The organism is Mesorhizobium sp. YC-39 (assembly GCF_025753795.1).
GTDB lineage: Bacteria > Pseudomonadota > Alphaproteobacteria > Rhizobiales > Rhizobiaceae > Mesorhizobium.
The window spans coordinates 613401-634610 of sequence record NZ_JAOWPS010000004.1; the positions used below are offsets into that span (position 1 = coordinate 613401).

Annotated in this window: 22 protein-coding genes; 14 read left to right on the forward strand and 8 right to left on the reverse strand. The window is 62.3% G+C overall.

Features of this window, described 5'->3' with window-relative positions; all coding sequences use genetic code 11:
* Positions 1 to 21 precede the first annotated feature (21 nt).
* The 4 genes from OHD62_RS24425 (at position 22) to OHD62_RS24440 (ending at position 3682) form a co-directional block, all read left to right on the forward strand.
* Complete coding sequence (locus OHD62_RS24425; RefSeq protein ID WP_263788552.1) at positions 22 to 900, forward strand: ABC transporter permease; 879 nt, start codon at positions 22 to 24, stop codon at positions 898 to 900.
* Entirely contained in the window at positions 897 to 2051 is a 1155-nt protein-coding gene (locus OHD62_RS24430) for an ABC transporter permease (RefSeq protein ID WP_263788002.1), read from the forward strand. The genes OHD62_RS24425 and OHD62_RS24430 overlap by 4 nt, the downstream gene beginning before the upstream one ends.
* 40 nt (positions 2052 to 2091) lie before the next feature.
* Positions 2092 to 3063, forward strand: a complete 972-nt coding sequence (locus OHD62_RS24435) for an ABC transporter substrate-binding protein (RefSeq protein ID WP_263788004.1) — start codon at positions 2092 to 2094, stop codon at positions 3061 to 3063.
* A 175-nt stretch (positions 3064 to 3238) separates the two neighbouring features.
* Complete coding sequence (locus OHD62_RS24440; protein WP_263788005.1) at positions 3239 to 3682, forward strand: CHRD domain-containing protein; 444 nt, start codon at positions 3239 to 3241, stop codon at positions 3680 to 3682.
* A gap of 38 nt (positions 3683 to 3720) precedes the next feature.
* On the opposite strand, the gene OHD62_RS24445 is transcribed toward OHD62_RS24440, so the two are convergent.
* The 3 genes from OHD62_RS24445 to OHD62_RS24455 form a co-directional block, all read right to left on the reverse strand.
* Positions 3721 to 5370: a thiamine pyrophosphate-binding protein gene (locus tag OHD62_RS24445; protein WP_263788007.1), complete on the reverse strand. Its 1650-nt coding sequence runs from the start codon at positions 5368 to 5370 to the stop codon at positions 3721 to 3723.
* Entirely contained in the window at positions 5367 to 6542 is a 1176-nt protein-coding gene (locus tag OHD62_RS24450) for a CaiB/BaiF CoA transferase family protein (protein WP_263788009.1), read from the reverse strand. The genes OHD62_RS24445 and OHD62_RS24450 overlap by 4 nt, the downstream gene beginning before the upstream one ends.
* Positions 6543 to 6623: 81 nt before the next feature.
* A complete protein-coding gene (locus OHD62_RS24455) occupies positions 6624 to 7556 on the reverse strand; it encodes an alpha/beta fold hydrolase (RefSeq protein ID WP_263788011.1) in 933 nt (310 codons plus the stop codon).
* A gap of 192 nt (positions 7557 to 7748) precedes the next feature.
* On the opposite strand from OHD62_RS24455, the gene OHD62_RS24460 reads away from it, so the two are divergent.
* Entirely contained in the window at positions 7749 to 8756 is a 1008-nt protein-coding gene (locus OHD62_RS24460; protein ID WP_263788013.1) for a ribonuclease T2 family protein, read from the forward strand.
* A gap of 27 nt (positions 8757 to 8783) precedes the next feature.
* Here OHD62_RS24460 and OHD62_RS24465 read toward each other — a convergent pair whose 3' ends face one another.
* The gene (locus OHD62_RS24465; protein WP_263788016.1) at positions 8784 to 10079 is read right to left on the reverse strand and encodes a GGDEF domain-containing protein; all 1296 of its coding nucleotides are present in this window, start codon (positions 10077 to 10079) and stop codon (positions 8784 to 8786) included.
* Between the two features lie 260 nt (positions 10080 to 10339).
* Between OHD62_RS24465 and ettA the strand changes: the two genes are divergently transcribed.
* The 4 genes from ettA (at position 10340) to OHD62_RS24485 (ending at position 14559) form a co-directional block, all read left to right on the forward strand.
* Positions 10340 to 11989, forward strand: a complete 1650-nt coding sequence (gene ettA, locus OHD62_RS24470) for an energy-dependent translational throttle protein EttA (protein WP_263788018.1) — start codon at positions 10340 to 10342, stop codon at positions 11987 to 11989.
* Between the two features lie 103 nt (positions 11990 to 12092).
* The gene (gene tam, locus OHD62_RS24475) at positions 12093 to 12863 is read left to right on the forward strand and encodes a trans-aconitate 2-methyltransferase (RefSeq protein WP_263788021.1); all 771 of its coding nucleotides are present in this window, start codon (positions 12093 to 12095) and stop codon (positions 12861 to 12863) included.
* 117 nt (positions 12864 to 12980) lie between these two features.
* Complete coding sequence (locus OHD62_RS24480; RefSeq protein WP_263788022.1) at positions 12981 to 13316, forward strand: hypothetical protein; 336 nt, start codon at positions 12981 to 12983, stop codon at positions 13314 to 13316.
* Positions 13317 to 13437: 121 nt separating this feature from the next.
* On the forward strand, positions 13438 to 14559 hold the full coding sequence (locus tag OHD62_RS24485; protein ID WP_263788024.1) for a beta-ketoacyl-ACP synthase III: 1122 nt from the start codon (positions 13438 to 13440) through the stop codon (positions 14557 to 14559).
* A gap of 85 nt (positions 14560 to 14644) precedes the next feature.
* On the opposite strand, the gene OHD62_RS24490 is transcribed toward OHD62_RS24485, so the two are convergent.
* Positions 14645 to 15007, reverse strand: a complete 363-nt coding sequence (locus OHD62_RS24490; RefSeq protein ID WP_263788026.1) for a winged helix-turn-helix transcriptional regulator — start codon at positions 15005 to 15007, stop codon at positions 14645 to 14647.
* Between the two features lie 127 nt (positions 15008 to 15134).
* On the opposite strand from OHD62_RS24490, the gene OHD62_RS24495 reads away from it, so the two are divergent.
* Positions 15135 to 16019 carry an NAD(P)-dependent oxidoreductase gene (locus tag OHD62_RS24495; RefSeq protein ID WP_263788028.1) on the forward strand — a complete coding sequence of 295 codons (885 nt, stop codon included), beginning with the start codon at positions 15135 to 15137 and terminating at the stop codon, positions 16017 to 16019.
* Positions 16020 to 16141: 122 nt separating this feature from the next.
* On the forward strand, positions 16142 to 16534 hold the full coding sequence (locus tag OHD62_RS24500) for a hypothetical protein (RefSeq protein ID WP_263788030.1): 393 nt from the start codon (positions 16142 to 16144) through the stop codon (positions 16532 to 16534).
* An 11-nt stretch (positions 16535 to 16545) separates the two neighbouring features.
* Here OHD62_RS24500 and OHD62_RS24505 read toward each other — a convergent pair whose 3' ends face one another.
* On the reverse strand, positions 16546 to 17112 hold the full coding sequence (locus tag OHD62_RS24505; protein WP_263788032.1) for a methyltransferase family protein: 567 nt from the start codon (positions 17110 to 17112) through the stop codon (positions 16546 to 16548).
* Positions 17113 to 17297: 185 nt separating this feature from the next.
* Between OHD62_RS24505 and OHD62_RS24510 the strand changes: the two genes are divergently transcribed.
* A complete protein-coding gene (locus tag OHD62_RS24510) occupies positions 17298 to 17933 on the forward strand; it encodes an MOSC domain-containing protein (RefSeq protein ID WP_263788033.1) in 636 nt (211 codons plus the stop codon).
* Between the two features lie 30 nt (positions 17934 to 17963).
* Here OHD62_RS24510 and OHD62_RS24515 read toward each other — a convergent pair whose 3' ends face one another.
* Both OHD62_RS24515 and tsaA read right to left on the reverse strand, forming a co-directional pair.
* Positions 17964 to 18278 (reverse strand): DUF2293 domain-containing protein, encoded by a 315-nt coding sequence (locus tag OHD62_RS24515; RefSeq protein WP_263788035.1) that lies wholly within the window; start codon positions 18276 to 18278, stop codon positions 17964 to 17966.
* Entirely contained in the window at positions 18275 to 18799 is a 525-nt protein-coding gene (gene tsaA / locus OHD62_RS24520; protein WP_263788037.1) for a tRNA (N6-threonylcarbamoyladenosine(37)-N6)-methyltransferase TrmO, read from the reverse strand. The genes OHD62_RS24515 and tsaA overlap by 4 nt, the downstream gene beginning before the upstream one ends.
* 184 nt (positions 18800 to 18983) lie before the next feature.
* Here tsaA and OHD62_RS24525 point away from each other — a divergent pair, with 184 nt between their 5' ends.
* The gene (locus tag OHD62_RS24525) at positions 18984 to 20006 is read left to right on the forward strand and encodes an ArsR/SmtB family transcription factor (RefSeq protein WP_263788039.1); all 1023 of its coding nucleotides are present in this window, start codon (positions 18984 to 18986) and stop codon (positions 20004 to 20006) included.
* A complete protein-coding gene (gene metF, locus OHD62_RS24530; RefSeq protein WP_263788041.1) occupies positions 20006 to 20923 on the forward strand; it encodes a methylenetetrahydrofolate reductase [NAD(P)H] in 918 nt (305 codons plus the stop codon). Before OHD62_RS24525 ends, metF begins: the two co-directional genes overlap by 1 nt.
* Positions 20924 to 21210: the final 287 nt, after the last annotated feature.

A 21210-nucleotide genomic window follows, 5' to 3' on the forward strand; every position in this document is an offset into this window, starting at 1 on the left:
GAAAGAAGGGGAGTACTCGTGATAGACTCCTTCCGCGACAAGATCATCCCCGTGACCTCGATCCTCGTGGGCATCGTGGTGGTCTGGTATGTCTTCGCCGTCATCCTTAACACGCCGTTCCAGCGCGATCTCGACCGGCGCGCCAATGAGACGCCCGGCGTCGTCGAATTCATTGGCAAGACGCTGGCGCAGCCCAAGCCAACGCTGCCGGCGCCGCATCAGGTGGCGGTGAATTTTTTCGAAAACACCTTCCTGCGCAGCGTCACCTCGAGCCGCAGTCTCGTCTACAATGCCTGGGTGACGCTGTCGTCGACGCTGCTAGGCTTCGCCTTCGGCACGACGCTCGGCATCGTCATTGCCGTCGGCATCGTGCATGTGGCGACGCTCGACCGCAGCCTGATGCCGTGGATCATCGCCTCGCAGACCATTCCGATCCTGGCGGTGGCGCCGATGATCATCGTCGTGCTGGCGGCGATCGGCATCACCGGGCTGATCCCCAAGGCGCTGATTTCGACCTATCTGTCATTCTTCCCGGTGGCGGTCGGCATGGTGAAAGGGCTGCGCTCACCGGAAATCACGCATCTCGACTTGATGCACACCTATAATGCCAGCCGCGCACAGACCTTCTGGAAATTGCGCGTGCCGGCTTCGGTGCCGTTCCTGTTCACCTCGATGAAGGTGGCGGTGGCGGCGAGCCTGGTCGGCGCCATCGTCGGTGAACTGCCGACGGGTGCCGTCGCCGGCATCGGCGCCAAGCTGCTTGCCGGCGCCTATTACAGCCAGACCATCGACATCTGGTCGGCGCTGGTCGCCGGCTCCGTGGTGGCCGCGCTGCTCGTCATGGTGGTCGGCATTGCCGGGCGCCTCGTCGACCGCGCCATGGGCGGGAGGCCGGCATGAACTGGCTGAAACCCTCCTGGCAGGCGGTGTTGGCGATCCTGCTTTGCCTGATCGCCATCGCGCTCGGCGCGATGACGAAGCCGGAAGCGACGGCGCTGGCGGACCCGACGGGAAGCTTCACCTATCCCTATCTCGGAACCAAGGCCCTGACGTTCGGCCTGGCCATGCTGGCGGCACTGGTCTCGATGGTGAGGATACCGCCAATCACCGAGGCCGTGGTGTTGTTTGTCGGCGCCCATCTGGTCGCCTGGCTGTTGATCACGGGCATAAACGGCTTCGAAGGCACGGCACTGGCGCCGTATTTCCTGTTGTTGGCGGCTGGCTGGCTGCTTGGCTGGCGCTGTGTGGCCGTGCTGTCCTCATTGCGTCCTCTCGCCAAATGGGCGCGGACGGGTTTGCGCCTGATCATCCCCGCTATCTTCGGCGCCTGGATCCTGATCATCTGGGAAGCGGTCACCAGAGGCGCGGGCATTCCCTTCATCCTGCTGCCGCCGCCAAGCGCCATCGGCGCCCGTATCGCCAATTCGCTGCCAGTGCTCGGCGCCGATGTCAGGCAGACCATCTTCAAGGCGGTGATCTTTGGCTATGTCGTGGGCAATGCCGCTGGCTTCGTCGCCGCCATCCTGGCAGACCGCGTTCCCTTTCTGCGCCGTGGCCTGCTGCCGATCGGCAACATGGTCTCGGCGCTGCCCATCATCGGTGTGGCGCCCATCATGGTCATGTGGTTCGGCTTCGACTGGCAGTCCAAGGCAGCCGTCGTCATCATCATGACCTTCTTCCCGATGCTGGTGAATACCGTCGCCGGGCTTGCTGCTTCCGGGCATATGGAGCGCGACCTGATGCGCACCTATGCGTCGGGCTACTGGCAGACGCTGTTCAAGCTCCGGTTGCCGGCCGCGGCGCCCTTCATCTTCAACGCGCTGAAGATCAATTCGACACTGGCGCTGATCGGCGCCATCGTCGCCGAGTTCTTCGGCACGCCTGTCGTCGGCATGGGATTCCGGATTTCGACGGAGGTCGGGCGGATGAACATCGACATGGTCTGGGCCGAAATCGCAGTTGCAGCACTTGCGGGTTCGGTCTTTTATGGCGTGGTCGCTCTTTTCGAGAGAGCCGTCACGTTTTGGCACCCCTCTGTCCGTGGTGGATAGGGCGGTGGGTTTAAGGGCACTAACTTCAGAGGGTAAAAACATGAAAAGACTTGTTATTCCTGTACTGGCCGGCGCGATGTCGCTGGCCGCTTTCCAGGCGATGGCGGCCGACAAGGTGACGCTGCAGCTGAAATGGGTCACGCAGGCCCAGTTCGCCGGCTACTATGTCGCCAAGGCCAAGGGCTTCTACGAAGCCGAGGGCCTCGACGTCGACATCAAGCCGGGCGGTCCCGACATTGCGCCGGAGCAGGTGATCGCCGGCGGCGGCGCCGACGTCATCGTCGACTGGATGGGCGGCGCGCTGGCTGCCCGCGAAAAGGGCGTGCCGCTGGTCAACATCGCCCAGCCGTTCAAGAAGGCCGGCATGGAATTGGTCTGCCCGAAGGACGGCCCGATCAAGACCGAAGCCGATTTCAAGGGCCATACGCTCGGCGTCTGGTTCTTCGGCAATGAGTATCCGTTCTACGCCTGGATGAACAAGCTTGGTCTGAAGACCGAGGGCGGCCCGGACGGTGTCACCGTGCTGAAGCAGAGCTTCGACGTGCAGCCGCTGATCCAGAAGCAGGCGGATTGCATCTCGGTGATGACCTACAATGAATACTGGCAGCTCATCGACGCCGGCTACAAGCCGGAAGAGCTGACGGTGTTCAACTATTCGGCGATGGGCAACGACCTGCTTGAGGACGGGCTTTATGCTTCCGAAGACAAGCTCAAGGATCCGGCCTTCGAGGACAAGATGGTGCGCTTCGTGCGCGCCTCGATGAAGGGCTGGAAATACGCCGTCGACAATTCCGATGAGGCGGCCGGCATCGTCATGGACAATGGCGGCCAGGACGAGAACCACCAGAAGCGGATGATGGGCGAAGTCGCCAAGCTGATCGACAATGCCGACGGCAAGCTCGATCCGGAGACCTACGAGCGCACCGCCAAGGCGCTGCTCGACCAGAAGATCATCGCCAAGCAGCCGACTGGCGCCTACACGACCGCCATCACCGACAAGGCCATTAAATAGGGGCGATCAAATAGGGCGATCAGGCAGGCCTGCTTGGCCGCAGATCGAGGAAAGGGGCGGGCAACCGCCCCTTTTCGCATGTAAAATAGGCGTTACCACGGAAACATCCGTTTCGCACAGGCGTTTTGGCGGTAGTATCCGGTTCGGCGGATGCTACCGGACAACGGAGATTTCCATGCGCATTCAATCCCTTTCGCCGATGCTTTCGGCGCTGGCCATGTCTGCTTCCATCCTGTGTGCTTCACCGGCCCTGGCCGACATGGTGAAGATGAAGGCGACGCTCGATGGCGCGCAGCAGAACCCGCCTGTTACCACGAAGGGCGAGGGCACGGCCGCGCTCGTCTTCGACACCGCCACCAAACGGCTCAGCTGGGCGGTAAAATATGCCGGCCTCAGCGGGCCGGCGACGGCGGAGCATATTCACGGTCCGGCCGCAAAGGGTGAAAATGCCGGGGTCGTCATCCCGTTCAAGGGGACCCCGAAAAGCCCGTTCAAGGGTTCGGCGACCCTGACCGACGCGCAGGCTGCCGACCTGATGGCCGGCAAATATTACATCAACATCCACACCGCCGCTAACAAGGACGGCGAGATCCGCGGGCAGATCGAGAAGGCCGAATAGGCAGACGACGACAGCAAACAGGGCAACCGCCCTGTTTATCAGGCCTTGTCGCGAATCTGGGTCATCGTGCGGGTCGGCGTGATGGCCTCTGGATCGAGCCTGATCTCGACGATCGAGGGTTTGCCGCTGCTGCGCGCGCGCTCGAAGGCGGACGCGAAATCGGCGGTCTTCTCCACCGTCTCGCCATGGCCGCCATAGGCGCGGGCGAGAGCTGCGAAATCAGGATTTTTCAAGTCCGTGGCGACGACGCGGCCGGGATATTCTCGCTCCTGATGCATGCGGATGGTGCCGTAAATGCCGTTGTTGACGACGATGACGACGATCGGGAGATTGTATTGCACGGCGGTGGCGAATTCCTGCCCGTTCATCAGGAAGCAACCGTCGCCGGCAAAGGCGATGACGTCGCGATCCGGGAACAATTCCTTGGCGGCGACCGCCGCCGGCGTGCCATAGCCCATCGAGCCGGAGGTGGGGGCCGCCTGGGTGCCAAAGCGGCGGGATCGGTGGAAGCGATGCACCCAGGTCGCGTAATTGCCGGCGCCATTGGTAAGGATCGCATCGTCGGGCAGCACCGTTTCGAGATAGTTCATGATCGGCCCCATCTGTACCGGACCCGGGCCGGTTTCCGGCGGTGTCGACCAGTCGAGATAGGCGGCATGATGCTTCGCCGTCTCCGGTGCCCAGGCGGGCGTGCCGGTTGGCTTTCGTTTCGCGAAGGCTTCAACAAAGGCCGAAGGCGAAGCATTGATCGCCAGGGTCGGCCGGTAGACGCGGCCCAATTCGCCGGCGTCGGCATGGACATGCACCAGCGCCTGGTCGGGAAAGGGGCTCTTCAGCAACGTGTAGTCGGATGACGGCATCTCGCCCATGCGGCCGCCGATCAGCAGCACGACATCGGCCTGCTTGATCGCCGCCGCCAGCTTCGGGTTGATGCCGATGCCGACGTCGCCGGCATAACTCGGATGAAGATGGTCGAACAGCATCTGACGGCGGAAGGAACATCCCACGGGCAGCGACCACGTCTCGGCGATCGTCCGCATCCGCGCCACTGCCTGCTCGTCCCAGCGCGTGCCGCCGAGAATAACGAAGGGGTGCTTTGCGCCGGTAAGCAGCATTTCCAGCGAGTCTAGCTCAGCCTCGCCGGGACGCGTCTCCACCGGCGTGTGCGGAAGCGCTTCCGGTGCCTCGGCCAGGCTGGTCAGCATGTCTTCGGGCAGCGAGACCACCACCGGGCCGGGACGGCCGGATGTCGCCACCGCGAAGGCGCGGGTGACGAATTCGGGAATGCGCGAGGCGTCATCGATTTCGACGACCCATTTGGCGATGTCGCCGAAAAACCTGACGTAATCCACTTCCTGGAAGGCCTCGCGCTGCTTGGCGTGGCTGGCGACCTGGCCGATGAACAGGATGACGGGAACCGAATCCTGCATGGCGATGTGGATGCCGGCCGAAGCGTTTGTGGCGCCGGGGCCGCGGGTGACGAAGCAGATGCCGGGCCTGCCGGTCAGGCGGCCATGGCAGTCGGCCATCATCGCCGCACCGCCTTCCTGGCGGCAGACGATGGTGCGGATCGGCGAATCGTGCAGCGCGTCGAGCACCGCGAGATAGGATTCTCCCGGCACGCAATAGATGCGGTCGGTGCCGTTGGCTTCGAGCGCATCGACAATCAATTGTCCGCCGGTCTTCATTTTCCTGATCTCTCCAGCTCGGCAAGGATTTCTTCGGTGTGTTCGCCCAGACGCGGCGAAGGCCGCTCATAGACGAGCGGCGTGCCCGACATGACCATCGGCGCGCGCACCGAAGGCAGAAGATTGCCGTGGCCGTCGTCGAGGTCGAGCCGCATCCCGCGCGCAATCGTCTGCGGATCGGCAAACATCTGGCCGATATTGTTGATCGGGCTCGCCGGCACGCCAGCTGCTTCGAGCCTGGTCAGCAACGGATCGCGATCGAAAGCCTTCAGCGTCTCGATCACGCGTTCGCGCAGCTTCACCCGGTTGGCGACACGGGCGGGATTGGTAGCGAAATCGGGGTTCGCAGGCAATTCGTCGAGACCGACGGCAGCACAGAATTTGGCGAACTGGCCGTCATTGCCGACGGCCAGGATGATGTGACCATCCTTCACCGGCAGCACCTCGTAGGGCGCGATGTTCATATGCGCGTTGCCCATCTGCACCGGCGATTTTCCCGACACCAGATAATTGAGGTTCTGGTTGCCGAGTGCCGAGATCTGGCTGTCGTAGAGCGCCATATCGATATGCTGGCCTTCGCCGGTCTTCTCGGCATGGCGAAGGGCGGCCTGGATGGCGATGACCGAATAGAGGCCGGTGAAGATATCGGAGATGGCGACGCCGGCCTTTTGCGGCTCGCGGCCGGCCTCACCTGTGATCGACATCATGCCGGCCATGGCCTGGATGATGAAATCGTAGCCGGCGCGAGGCGCATAGGGTCCGTCCTGGCCGAAGCCGGTGATCGAGCAATAGATCAGGCGCGGGTTGATCTTGCGCAGGCTATCATGGTCGAGCCCGTATTTCCTGAGGCCACCGAGCTTGAAGTTCTCGATCAGCACATCCGCTGTCGCGACCAGCCGGCGTATCGTCTCGGCACCTTCCGGTGTCGAGAAGTCGACTGATATGGAGCGCTTGCCGCGATTGCAGGAATGGTAATAGGCGGCCGAGAGGTTCTCGCCGTCATGGCTCATGACGAAGGGCGGTCCCCATTTGCGGGTATCGTCGCCGCCGTCGGGGCTCTCGACCTTGATGACGTCGGCTCCGAGATCGGCCAGCAACTGCCCGGCCCAAGGCCCGGCCAGGATGCGGGCGAGTTCGATGACGCGCACGCCTTTCAGTGGAGGCTCAGTCATGGATCACCACAGATTGATCGAAAGCGCAGCCTCTATCAATCCCGCGTGCCGCTGTCACGGTCCTTGCGATGGGCCAACCCATCAGGCTTTCAGCGTGCCTCCAGCCCATGTGGCGAAATCGTTCATGATGATGTCTCTGTTCACCTCGTTCAGGCTTTCGTGGCGGGTCTCGGCGTAAACCTTTGAAACGAGATTCGAAAAGCCCATCCTGTGCATGCGCCCGGCAAGGTGGCTGACCGCCTTGCCGCCGTCGGTAGCCGGGTCCTTTTCGCCGCCGACCAGATAGATCGGCAGGGTCTTGCGGATATCGGAAAAATTGGCATCGACGGCGCCGTGGAAGATGAAGCCGAACACGTCGCGCCACATCGACACCGAGGCATCCCAGCCGCAGAGCGGATCGGCGACATATTTATCGACTTCGGCCGCATCACGCGACAGCCAGTCGAATGGCGTGCGGTGACCGGGGACAGCCTTGCCCCAGGTCTGGAATGTCAGCCTCGGCAGCAGGCGCGACGGCACGTCGGAGCCCAGCCGGAATTTTTCCCAGGCCAGGATGGCCAGGGCGGCATGGCCGGCGAGCCCAGTGGAAAAATTGGCGTTCCAGATGGCGGCGGCGTGCAGCCGGCCCGAAAGGGCAAGCATGAAATTCAGCGCAACGAGGCCGCCCATCGAATGGCCGAAAAGGATGACCGGAAGACCGGGATGTTCGCTGGCGATCAGATCGTGCACGGCCGCCACATCGGCGATGACCTTGATGCCGCCGTCTGTTTGAGCGAACCTGCCGAGGGGGGCATCGGGCGCCCTGGTTGCGCCATGGCCGCGATGGTCATGGGCGTAGACATGGAAGCCGCGCTGACCCAGAAAGGTGGCGAAGCGGACATAGCGCGCGGCGTGCTCGGCCAGGCCGTGATTGATCTGGACCACGGCGCGCGGGCGGCCTTCGGCGCGTTTGACATAGAGGGTGAGCTCGGCCCCGGTCGGCGAACGCAGTATGCGCTGTTGGCTGAATGACATTTCTCGCTTCGTCCCCAACGCGTTTTCCACGCCTTTAAAGCGTTGTGTGCCGGCGCCTATCCTGCGTCAATCCGACGGCGGCGTTTTCCGCACCGTTCTTGCTTCGCAGTATCGCAATTCTGACAAGGAAAATCCTGATATCCAGAAGAGGGCGGCAGTCTGCTGCCGCAGTTTTTCAATCGAGGAATTCTTATGCGGTCAGGTCTTGCTTTCGGATTGGCGCTTTTGGCCATGTTGCTGACGGGTACGGCGCGCGCCGAGGTGAAGATGAGCGGCGCCTTCGTGGCCGACGCCGCCTGTCCGGCGACGCAGGCCGTCAAGAGCGGCAAGAACCCCGGCGATATCTCGACCAGTGCCGGACAGAGCTACGAGCTGCTGGCCGGCAACAAGGATGCGCCGACGCACTATCTGATCCGCGTGCCGGGAGCGGATCCGGAGCGCCGCTGGGTGAAGGTAAGTTGTGGCCATGTTTCGGGCGGCAGCGCATCGCCGGCTGCACCCGCGCCGGCCGATCAAAGCAAGGCCGCGGCCTCGGGAAAGCCCGAATATGTCTTCGCGTTGAGCTGGCAGCCGGCGTTTTGCGAGACCAAGCCCGGCAAGACCGAGTGCAAGGCCCAGACCACTCGCGGCTTTGACGCGACGCATTTCACCTTGCATGGGTTGTGGCCGCAGCCGAATGGGAATTTCTATTGCCAGGTGGCAGCGGCCGACAAGGCCAACGACAATCCGGCCCATTGGCAGGATCTGCCGCCAGTCGAGCTCGATGCGAATACACGGTCGGAACTCGACCAGGTGATGCCGGGCACCGCATCCGACCTGGAAAGGCATGAATGGATCAAGCACGGCACTTGCTACGGCAAGAGCCAGCAAGAGTATTTCTCCGATGCGCTGAGGCTGATGCGCGCGGTGAATGCTTCGCCGGTGCGCGATCTGTTCGCAAAGAATGTCGGCAAGCAGCTGACGTCAAATCAGATTCGAAGTGCCTTCGACAGCGCCTTTGGCGCCGGGGCAGGCGAGCGGGTCCGCGTCTCCTGCCTGGTCGATCCGTCGGACGGCAGGCGGCTCATTGGTGAGCTGACGCTTGGCCTGACCGGTCCTATTGGTCTGAACAGCAAGCTCGGCGACCTGATGCAGGCGTCCGCGCCGACAAGCAAAGCCGGTTGTCCGAAGGGCGTCATCGATTCCGTAGGGTTCCAATAACAGGCAAGCCAGCAGGCAGGCCGCAAGCTATGCCCCGGCGCCGCGCCCTGATCTGGTCCACGCCTTGAGGCTGTCGGCCTCGTGACCGCCCGGTTCGCCAATGGTGCGGTCGCGTCCGGTCGATTTGGCCTTGTAGAGACGCTGGTCGGCCAGCGCGAAAAGGTCGGCAAGGCAACGGGTCGACTCGCTGACGGTGGAGATGCCGGCGCTGACGGTGATATCGAACCGGCTGGTGGCCGGGGATGCCTTGACCGCATGGCGGATGCTTTCGCCAAGCAGCCTGGCGAGCGAATGCGGACGCGAGCAGAGGATGGCGAACTCCTCGCCGCCGATCCTGAACACCTCGTCCTCGGGGCTGGCGATCTCGCCGAGCAGGGCAGCGATCGATTTCAGCACCTTGTCGCCCTCGGCGTGGCCGAAACGGTCGTTGATCGATTTGAAATGGTCGACATCGATGATCAGGAGACTGAGCGGCTTTGCCGTCCGCAGGCTGGCGGCAACGCCGGCTTCGCCATCGCTGTCGAAACGGCCCCTGTGCAGCAGGCCGGTGAGGCCGTCGCGGCCGACATGCTCGACCAGCGCCTCATAGCGCTCGCGATAGGTCAATGTGTCGAAAATGTCGGAAAGTCCACGCGGCGCTGGGATCTGCCGCGCCTCGAACCATTTGAGATAGGCGACAAGCATGGTGGCGTAAGCAAGGGCGGCCACCATCTTGGCGAACCAGCCACCGAAGAAGACCCCGATCGGCGCGCCGGTGACGAAATGCAGCGCGGTGAAAAATCCCGCCTGGTCGAAGGTCAGCACGCAAGCAACCGAGATCAGGATACGGGTAAACAGCGCCTTGCGCAGATAACGCCCAAGCTTTTCATAAAGCAGGATGATCAGGATGGCGTCGATGAACAGCAGTGTCGTACCCCACACCATCAGCCAGCCCATCTGGTCGATGAAGCCGATGTCGGGAAGCTTGCCGCTGGGAAGCGGCGAAATCGCATGCATGCGCAGGATCAGCACAAGTCCGATCATCAGGGCGTTGCCGAGCAACAGGCCGTAGATCGGCTGACGGACAGTGGCCGCGTCCTCCTTGATGTAGAGCAGGAGAAGCATCACCAGCTTGCCGGAGAACAGCACCGCGGAACCCGGCGAAACCATGCCGAAGGGCAGCGCGACATAAAACACGCTGGCGAGGTAGGTTTCCAGAAAATGCATGACGCCAAGCGCGCATATGAACACGCCGAGGCCGATGCGGTGCCTGAACCGGAAAAGCGTGGTCATGGCGCCGAAATAAAGCGCCGCTTCGGCAAGGAGCAGGAGACTGTTCAGCAATGCCTTCGACCCGATCCCTCTGCGGAAATCGCGGCTCGCCGACGATTTCCCACCCAACACCGTTTTGACGCGGAATGGTTAACCAGTGCTTGCGCCGGGCTGTAGGACGGACCGAAAACGTCGCCACTTCGGTGGATGCTTGACGGCCGAAGGCAGGACTGATGCGCCAAAACCGTTTGCCGTTCGGCGCCGCATCGCCTACATAGCGCCCAACTTCCACTCAATCCGACATTCCAGTCGACTTTTCAGGGAAAGCGCGCGTGGCACGCCAGTTCATCTATCACATGGCCGGCCTCAACAAGGCCTATGGCACCAAGAAGGTGCTCGAGAACATCCATCTGTCCTTCTACCCCGACGCCAAGATCGGCATCCTCGGCCCCAACGGCGCCGGCAAGTCGACGATCCTCAAGATCATGGCCGGCATCGACAAGGAGTGGAACGGCGAGGCGTGGCTGGCCGAGGGTGCTACCGTCGGCTACCTGGCGCAGGAGCCGGCGCTCGATCCGAAAAAGACTGTGTTCGAAAACATCATGGAAGGCGTCGCCGCCAAGACCGCCATCATCGAGCGCTACAATGAATTGATGATGAACTATTCCGACGAGACGGCGGACGAGTCGGCCAAGCTGCAGGACGAGATGGACCGGCTCAATCTCTGGGATCTCGAACAGCAGGTCGAGATGGCGATGGAGGCGCTGGGCTGCCCGCCCAAGGATGCCGACGTCACCAAGCTGTCGGGCGGCGAGCGCCGCCGCGTCGCGCTCTGCCAGCTCCTGCTGCGCCAGCCCGACCTTCTGCTGCTCGACGAGCCGACCAACCATCTCGACGCCGAGACCACGGCTTGGCTGGAAAAGCACCTGCGCGCCTATCCCGGCGCGGTGATGATCATCACCCACGATCGCTACTTCCTCGACAATGTAACCGGCTGGATTCTCGAGCTCGACCGCGGCCGCGGCATTCCCTATGAGGGCAACTACACCAAATATCTCGAAGCCAAGGCTAAGCGCCTCAAGCAGGAGGGCCGCGAGGACGACGCCCGCCAGCGCGCCATCGGCCGCGAGCGCGAGTGGATCCAGTCCAGCCCGAAGGCCCGGCAGACCAAGTCGAAAGCGCGTATCCAGGCGTTCCAGGATCTGCTGGATGCAGCCGACAAGCGGCGTCCGACAGACACCCAGATCGTCATTCCGCATGGCGAGCGGCTCGGCAATGTGGTGATAGAGGTCGACGGCCTGTCGAAGGGTTTTGGCGATACGCTCCTGATCGAAGGGCTGGAATTCAAGCTGCCGCCCGGCGGCATCGTCGGCGTCATCGGCCCGAACGGCGCCGGCAAGACGACGCTGTTTCGCATGATCACCGGCCAGGAAAAGCCGGATGCCGGCACGGTCCGCGTTGGCGAGACGGTCAAGCTCGGCTATGTCGACCAGAGCCGCGACCAGCTCGATCCGTCAAAGACCGTGTGGGAAGAAATCTCGGGCGGCGCCGAAGTGGTCAAGCTCGGCAAATACGAGGCCAACACGCGGGCCTATTGCTCGTCGTTCAACTTCCGCGGCCAGGACCAGCAGCAGAAGGTCGGTAATCTCTCCGGCGGCCAGCGCAACCGCGTGCATCTGGCCAAGATGCTGAAGACCGGCGGCAATGTGCTGCTGCTCGACGAACCGACCAACGATCTTGATACGGAAACGTTGGCGGCGCTCGAAGACGCGCTGGAAAACTTCGCCGGCTGCGCCGTCATCATCTCGCACGATCGCATGTTCCTCGACCGTCTGGCGACGCACATCCTCGCCTTCGAGGGCGACAGCCATGTCGAATGGTTCGAGGGCAATTTCGAGGATTACGAGCAGGACAAGATCCGCCGCCTCGGGCCGGACGCAGTCAACCCGCACAGGATGACGTACAAGCGGCTGACAAGGTAGTTTCCTGCGGACCAACATCTCATCAGACGGTTCTCAACCAGAAGTGAGATGCAAAGGTGCGCCAAGCTGGGTAACTCGATCTCTCGAGAAGGTTGAGGAAAAAATGGCTGACTGGTCCGCCGCCCAATATCTGAAGTTCGAGGACGAGCGCACGCGCCCGGCGCGTGATCTCGTGGCGCAGGTGCCGGTGGATTTCCCGCGCCGGGTCGTCGACATCGGCTGCGGGCCGGGCAATTCGACCGAGCTTCTCGTCGAGCGCTGGCCGGATGCCGAGGTCAGCGGCTTCGACACCTCGCCTGACATGATCGAGAAGGCGAGGGCACGCCTGCCCGGCGTCACCTTCGCCCTGGCGGATGCGGCGGCGTGGCAGCCTGAGAAGCCGGTCGACGTGATCTTCGCCAATGCGGTGTTCCAGTGGCTGCCGGAGCACCCGGCGATCTTTCAGCGGCTGATGGGCTTGCTGGCGCCCCGCGGCGCGCTTGCCGTTCAGATGCCCGACAATATGGCCGAGGATTCGCATCGACTGATGCGGGAGACGGCGGCGGAGAAACCGTTTGCTGAAAAGCTCAGGGATGCGGCCCGCGCGCCGCTGCCGCCGGTCTCGTTCTACTACGATCTTCTGTCGCCATTTTCCGACCGGCTCGATATCTGGCACACCATCTACAATCATCCACTGGCCGATGCCGAGGCCATCGTAGAATGGGTGAAGTCGACCGGGCTGAAGCCGTTCCTCGATCCGCTTGAAGAGGATGAACGGCAGCTTTTCCTGCAGCGCTACACGGCAAGGATTGCGGAGGCTTATCCGAAGACGGCGAACGGCAAGGTATTGCTGCGCTTTCCCAGGATCTTCATCGTTGCCAAGCGGGCTGCTTAGAAACTTTTAGCCACGCCGAAAGGCCGTACCGGCCGGTGCTTGACCCGGTTTCGCCACCATGCGCATTTCAGCGGCGCGAGGTCTTTTTTGGCCGTAATGGGGCCCATGGGGTGGTTGATGACACTGAAAAAGATGGTTTTCGGCGGCAGCGTTTGCATGGCCGCCATACTTGCCTTCTCGATAGCGGCGGAGGCCAAACGGGCGCGCTGCTTCACCACCGATGACGGCTATTTCTCCTGTAACTACCGGGCTCTGGACAGCGACGGCAGCTTCCGCATTTCGGCGCCGGGATATCCGACCTACGTCCTGGAGATCGATGGGCCGGATTTTGCCGCCGGCTTTATCAATCTCGGGCGCCGCAATATCTCGCTGCCGGGTCAATTCGTGCGCAGCCGCGACGACGGCGCGTGCTGGAACAATCCGCAGACCAACACCAAGCTCTGCGCCTGGTAACGGCCGCTTCAGACACTCGATTTATGCCGGCGTACACCTACCAGATACGAAAACTGTTGCGTCGAGCCTTCGCGGCGCCCAAATGAGAGCCGCAACGCCTGCGCACGGGGACGGACTGGAAATGCATCGCGTCATCATTAGCGGCCTCGGCGTTGAAATCCCCGAGCCTTCGATCACCAATGAAGAGCTGGTCGCAAGCTTCAACGCCTGGGTCGATACGGAAAATGTGCGTCGCGAGGCTTCGGGCGAGGCGCTGCTGGCGAAATCGGACAGCGCCTTCATCGTTCATGCCTCGGGCGTGCAGACCCGCCATGTGATCGAGCGGGAAGGCATTCTCGATCCGACCCGCATGGCGCCGCGCATTCCGGCGCGTCCGGACGATGCGCTGTCGCTGCAGGCCGAATTCGGCATTGCGTCGGCGAGGAAAGCGCTCGACCATGCCGGGTTGCAGCCATCTGATATCGATCTGGTGATCTGCTCGGCCTCGCACCAACAGCGGCCCTATCCGGCGATCGCCATCGAGATGCAGCAGGCGCTGGGCACCAAGGGTGCGGGTTTCGATATGGGGCTTGGCTGCTCCTCGGCCGCCGCCGCGCTACACATCGCGGTCAATCTGGTGCGGGCGGGCGCGCACAAGCGCATCCTGGTGACGACGCCAGAGATCATCACCGGACATCTCAATTTCCGCGACCGGCAGACGCATTTCATCTTTGGCGATGCGTCAGTTTCGATGGTGGTCGAGGGGCTGGCCAAGGGCGAGAAGCGGCCGGGACGTTTCGAGGTGCTCGACACGCGTATCTGGACGCAGATGTCCAACAACATCCGCACCAATCTCGGCTACCACACCCGCACCGCGCAGGACGATCCCTATATGATCGACCTGGAAGGCAATCTGATCAAGCAGGTCGGCAACAAGGTGTTCAAGGAAGTCACCGTCGCCGGTCACAAATTCATCGTCGAATTCCTGGCCGAGCACGGATTGACCCCGGAAGGGATCCGCCGCTTCTGGCTGCATCAAGCCAATGCGCGCATGAACGCCATGATCCTGAAGCTGTCGTTCGGCCATGAGGTCGACCATGACCGTGCGCCGATGGTGCTGGAGCGGCTCGGCAACACCGCGGGCGCCGGCGCTATCGTCGCTCTGTCGGAGAACCATGCCGACATGAAGGCCGGCGACTACGGCCTGCTCTGCGCTTTCGGTGCCGGCTATTCGATCGGCGGCGCCTTGTTGCGGATGCTGTGATCCAGAGCCTGATCCATCCCGACGCTAGTCTAGCGGGCGAACTGTGGGCATTCGCTTCACTCCCGCGCTCGATACGCTATCAACTTTAGAGGAAGTTGGGCAGCGACTTCTTAGTACGGGTGCCCTCTTGAGCATCGGCACGGGAAGGGAATTTCTCACCCCAAAGGCATAATCCCTCTGCTCCGGCATTGAGCGCCGCTCCGCTCTCCGTCAAGGAATAGACGACCTTTGTCGGAGATCCTGGATAGACTTTTCGGTTCACAAGGCCGCCAGCTTCCAGGTCGCGCAATTGCTGCGTCAGCATCTTTTCACTGATCGCCGGAATCGACTGCTTCAACCGACCGAACCTGCGGGGCGCTGCGCCGAGCTCGCAAAGGATATTTATCTTCCATTTGCCTGCGACCATCTTCATCGCTGTCGAAAAACCATTGTCCGTAGGCGTGTTCATCTCATTCTCCTTACCTGCGGGTAACCACTTACGCCTCCGTGCGTATTGGCGCCACGCCGTCCACATCATAGCTCTCCCTCAACGGCAAGCGTGCCGAGTGTTGCGTCAATCGATATGGAGTGTCGGAATGAAGCCTGCAATCAGTGTTTTGGGGACCGGACGTATGGGATCGGCACTCGCCCGCGCGCTGCTTCAGGCGGGATACCGCACGACGGTCTGGAACCGGTCCGCGGAAAAGACCAGGCCGTTGGCTGCCGCAGGCGCCACCGTCGCGGCATCCGCGCGGGAAGCCGTTGACGCGGCTGAGATAATCGTCGTGAACGTGACTGACTATTCGGCAACAGCCGCGCTGCTGCACAGCGATGACGTCGCCTCGGCGATTCGGGGCAAACTGGTCGTGGAACTGACTTCGGGAACGCCCCATGGTGCGCGCGAAGCAGGTCGATGGGCAGTCGAGCACGGCGCGACGTATCTCGATGGCGCGATCATGGCCACTCCGGACTTCATCGGTACCGACCACGGCACGATACTGGCCTCAGGCCCACGGCAGGCCTTCGATTCAGGCAAGGATATGCTTGGTGCGCTCGGGGGTAATGTCCAGCATATCGGCGAGGATCTGGGTCTCGCGAACGCGCTTGACAGCGCATTGCTCGCTCTCATGTGGGGAGCGCTGTTCGGCGCACTTCATTCGGTAGCCGTATGTCGAGCCGAGAAAATCGACCTTGACGAACTGGCGCGGCAGTGGACCGCGAGCGCATCCGTTGTCGACGGACTTGTCGCCGACCTCATCAAGCGGACGAATGCTGGCCGTTTTGCCAGCGACGACGAGACGCTCTCGTCAATCTCGCCGCACTACAGCTCATTCCAGCATCTCTTGGAACTGATGGAAGCGCGTAAGATCGACCGCTCTGTGGTCGACGGTTACGACGCGATCTTCCAACGGGCGATTGCAGCTGGCCACCTGCATGATGATTTCGCAGTGCTATCGCAATTTCTGGGTAAGGCCGGATAAGAGATCGTCTTGCCGTCGGCCGCATAACGATGAGCTGTTTGCGGCAAAAGAAGAAGGGTGCGCTCTGGCTTTGTTGTCCAAGCATGATCCCGAGTCAGACTTGATCCATGGAGGCTAATAGAATGCCTTTGACGCAACTCATCGATTCGTATTGTGCTGCTTGGTCGGAGGAGAACGCCCAGCAGCGGCGGGCGTTGTTGTTACCGATCTGGAGCGATGGCGCAACATACACAGATCCGACAGTCCATGCCATTGGCGCGGAAGAACTGCTCGCGCACATCACAAGACTTCTGGCCAAGCAGCCAGGTGCCCGCATTTTGCGGACAAGTGACGTGGATGTGCATCATGGGGTCGCACGCTTCGCGTGGAAGTTTGTGATGCCGGATGGATCATCTTTTCCCGAGGGTTTGGACATAGCCTTTCTCGACCCAGGCCAGAAGCGCATAACACGTATCATCGGCTTCTTTGGGCCGTTAGTAAGGTCTCCAGGCGGAGCTATTTTGCACGGCAGGTAGAGCCAGCTAGTCTAGCTCGGCGCGAACGGCACCAGCATCGGCACGCGGCCGGCATATTCGTCATAGGCGGCGCCCAATTCGCCGCGCAGGAACTCTTCCTCCAGCCTTGCTTTGATGACGATGCCAATGGTGAGGAGGGCAGCGCCGACGATGCCCCAGACCGTGCCTTTCGCCGCCATGGTGGCAAGGACCGCCAAAAGCAGCCCGGTATAGATCGGGTGCCGGACCAGCCGGTAAGGACCGGTATCGACAACATGGTGCCCGGCCTTCGCGGTGACCGTACCCGACCACAGCCGGCCAAGATGCAGCCGCGCCCACCAGGAGAAGACGAGGCCGATCGCGATTAGGGCGACACAGATCCACGCCTCGGCGAGGGTCGGCATCCACAGCCGCAGCCGGCCGACATAATTATGCGCCGGCACGAACAGCATGATGGTGCCGGCCATCCACAGGGCGCGATAACGAAATTCCGCCTGGAAGCCGGCGCGCTTCGCTGCCGGATCGGCCCAGGCCGCGGCCGCCAGCCAGGACACGAGCCATATCAGCCAGAGTGCTGCGATTGCGGGTGCGGGCTGCATCGGAACCTCCTCGTAGTGCTGTCACCAGATCGCCGCTGCACGGCGGCAATGCGGCGTGGCGCGAAAAGACACCGGATTTCGGGTAAGAAGATCGTGATCGACGACGACGCCCATCAACCCGGTTGATTGGATCATCAGCGCTTTCGACTGGACCCCGTCCGGCGACGTCGGCTAGATGCCAAGGCATGCAACAGATGACAACCACACCGGATCTTTTTCCCGAAGCGGAGACGCCTGTCGAAATCATCCCGGCGCGAAAACTAGCCGCGAAGGTGACGTCGCTCTATGTCGCGCCATCAGACCATTTCGAGACGCGTGCGGTGGATGAACTGCGGCTCGGTTTCGACGGCATCGACGGTGATTTCCATGCCGGCGCCACGCGGCGCTCGGGCGGCCGCGAACCCTGGTATCCGCGCGGCACCGAGATGCGCAACGAGCGGCAGTTGTCGATCGTGGCGGCCGACGAGCTGGCGATCGTGGCAGGGCGGATGGGGCTCAAGGAGATCAAGCCGGAGTGGATCGGCGCCAATCTCCTGATCGAGGGCCTGCCGCATCTCTCCATGCTGCCGTCGGGCACGATGCTGTTCTTTAGGGGCGGCGTTACCGTCAAGGTCGACGCGCAGAACGGGCCTTGTCGCATCGCCGGACGATCGGTCGCCGAACATGCTGACATGGCCGACCAGGAGGCCGGCGCGCTGGCATTTCCGAAAGCGGCGAAGCGGTTGCGCGGCCTCGTCGCCTGGGTCGAAAAGCCAGGCCGCATCACGGTCGGCGAGGAGATTTCGGTGCGGGTGCCCGAACAGTGGATCTACCGGGCGTAAGGCAGGGCCGGGGCAGGCCTCCAAGGCGCCTCACTCGCCCTCATCGTCGTCGTCGAGCAGGCGGGTGGCGCGCCAGCGGGTCAGTACAATGTTGGTCTGTTCGATGACGAAGAACCGCGCCGAGTCGCGGTCATAGCCTTCGGCGAGCAGCTTTTCGTAATCGGTGTGGGCATGGCGGATATGGGCAATGGTCGCCAGCCACACGGCAATCGTCGGCGGCAAGGTCTTCATATGCACCGCGCCGGCATCCGCGCGGATCCTTTCCATGTCGGCATAGGGCGCCAGCGGCAAAAGCGCGGTCAGCGCCTTGGCGATGGCGCGGCGGCGGCCGGTCGGCGCGCTCATTGTACATCTCGCCCGGGGGACTCTTCGCGCCCGGCAATGGTCGCCTCGGCAAAGGCATCGGTCGAGGCGAAATAGGGCTTGATGTCGATGACCGGCGTGCCGTCGAGCACATCGATGGCGTCGAGATCGATGCGGCCGGTGTCGATATCGACGGCGACGAGCCTGGCGATATGCAGCCCAATAGGGTTCGGCCGGGCAGGGGAGCGCAGCGAAAAAACGCCTTTCGGTTCAGCGGCATGGCGCGGTTTCTGCACAATCAGTCGCCGCGGCGCGTGGTGCAGCCAGGACAGGATGACGACGTGGCTGGCGCGCTCCAGCCCGAGCAGGCCGTCACGGTAGGGCTGGTCGACGGTGAGGATCGCCGGCTGGCCAGCCTCCCGTGCCGCCCTCATGTTCTTCGGACAGGTCTCACGTGTCTGCCACGGTGAGGCGATGCGGCCGATGAAGACGACATGACCGTCCGGCGGCATATCAGCCGGGTCGGTTTCCAGAAGCCTTTCACCGCTGCGCGTCTCGAACATGGTTTTCGCCTCTATCACGTTTCCCGCCTGGCGTGACCGAAAACCGGTTCCCCGCCTGGAAACCGGTCCAGGCTTGCAGGATCACGCATGCGCCATTTTTTTGTCCGAAAGCGACATAGTGCTTGCAAGGCGATGAAAATCGACATAAACATATGTTTATATCTTTTTCAAAGAGAATACGCCGATGCATGTCGCACTCGACACGATGGTGGATACGTTGAAGGCGGCGGCCGAATCCAGCCGGTTGCGCATCCTGGCGCTGCTGTCGCGCGGCGACCTTACCGTTTCCGATCTCACTCAAATCCTCGGCCAGTCGCAGCCACGCGTGTCGCGCCACTTGAAGCTCTTGCTGGAGGCCGGATTGATCGGCCGTTATCAGGAGGGCTCGTGGGCCTTCTTCCGGCTGTCGGATTCGGATGCGGCGCGCGATTTCGTGCTCAGGCTGGTCTCCGGCATCCGTGGCGCCGATCCGCAGGTCGAGCGCGATCTCGAACGGCTGGCTTCGGTCAAGCGCAAGCGACAGGACCGCGCCGCTGAATATTTTTCCGAAAACGCCGCAAGCTGGGACCATATCCGCTCACTGCATGTGCCGGACCGTGCCGTTGAGACAGCCCTGCTGAAGCTCGTCGGCAAGCGGCCGTTCCAGTCGATGCTGGATCTCGGCACCGGCACCGGGCGCCTGCTCGAAATCTTCTCGCCGCTTTACCGGCGTGGCGTCGGCATCGACATGTCGCGCGAGATGCTGACGGTGGCGCGCGCCAATCTCGACAAGGCTGGCATTTCGAACGCGCAGGTGCGGCAGGGCGACATTTTTGCGCCGCCGGTCGAGCGCGATGCCTTCGATCTCGTCACCATCCACCAGGTGCTGCACTATCTCGACGATCCCGCCCGCGCCATCCGCGAGGCGGCACGATTGCTGCGCCCGGCCGGCCGGCTGCTGATCGTCGATTTCGCGCCGCACACGCTGGAATTCCTGCGCGACGTGCATGCGCACGTGCGGCTTGGCTTTTCCGACCGGCAGATCGCCGACTGGTTTTCCGAGGCCGGCATCGACCTCGAGGACAGCCAGGAATTCGAACCGCGCGGCGGCAATGAGGCCAGGCTCACGGTGAAGCTGTGGCTGGGCCGAGACCGCCGCATGCTGATTGCCGATCCTTCCAACGACCGACAAGCGGTCAACGCATATCCAATAGGGGAAACCGCCTGATGAACCAGTTCCGCTTTTCCCGCCGTCCCGACATTGGCGACAAGATCCGGGTTTCGTTCGAATTCTTCCCGCCGAAGAACGACGAGATGGAAGCAAGGCTGTGGGACACCGTCACCCGGCTGGAGCCGCTCAGGCCGAAATTCGTCTCCGTCACCTATGGCGCCGGCGGCTCGACCCGCGAGCGTACGGCCCGCACGGTCAAGCGCATTCTCACCGAAACGGCGCTGACGCCGGCCGCGCACATGACTTGCGTCAACGCCGCGCGTCACGAGGTCGACGCGGTGGTCCAGGAATTCGCCGATATGGGCGTCAAGCGCTTCGTCGCCCTGCGCGGCGACCCGGCCGAGGGAGTCGGCGCTGCCTACCGGCCGCATCCGGACGGCTATGCCAATGGCGCTGAGCTGGTCGGGGCGCTGAAGGGGATCGGCGATTTCGACATATCGGTCTCCGCTTATCCGGAAAAGCATCCGGAAAGCCCGGATTTCGCCACCGACTTCGACATGCTGAAGCGCAAGGCCGACAATGGCGCGACACGGGCGATCACCCAGTTCTTCTTCGACAATGATCTCTATGAGCGCTATGTCGAGAAGGCGCGGCGGGCCGGCATCTACATACCGATCGTGCCAGGCATATTGCCGGTGCACAATTTCACCCAGGTCGCCAATTTCTCGTCGCGCTGCGGCGCGCTGGTGCCGGCATGGCTGGCCGAACGCTTCGACGGGCTGCAGAACGATCCGCAGACGCATGCGCTGGTGGCGTCAGCCGTGGCGGCTGAACAGGTGCTTGACCTTGTCGAGCGCGGCGTGGGTGATTTCCATTTCTACACGATGAATCGCGCCGATCTCGTCTTTGCCATCTGCCACATGATCGGCATCCGCTCGCATGAGGTGGAGGCGGCGGGCTCAGCGGCGGCATAAGCCTGCCAATCTCTGAGGAGAATGCAAAAAGGCCGGGTAAAAACCCGGCCTTTTCAATGGCTTAGACTATTAAGTGCTGGTCTCTCCCGCTTTGGCGGGTCTACGGAAGAAAGCCCATAATGAGGGCTCCGATGAAGGCAAACGCAGCACAAATCATCAGTGCGTTGATTGGCCTCGTGAGTCCCATTCCATAGCCTCCTCTTAAAGAGCTATGTCCGAGAGTCTAGGTTCATTTGTGCCACAGGCAAGCGGAAAATGTGCTGCAATGCGACGAGATTATGGAAATT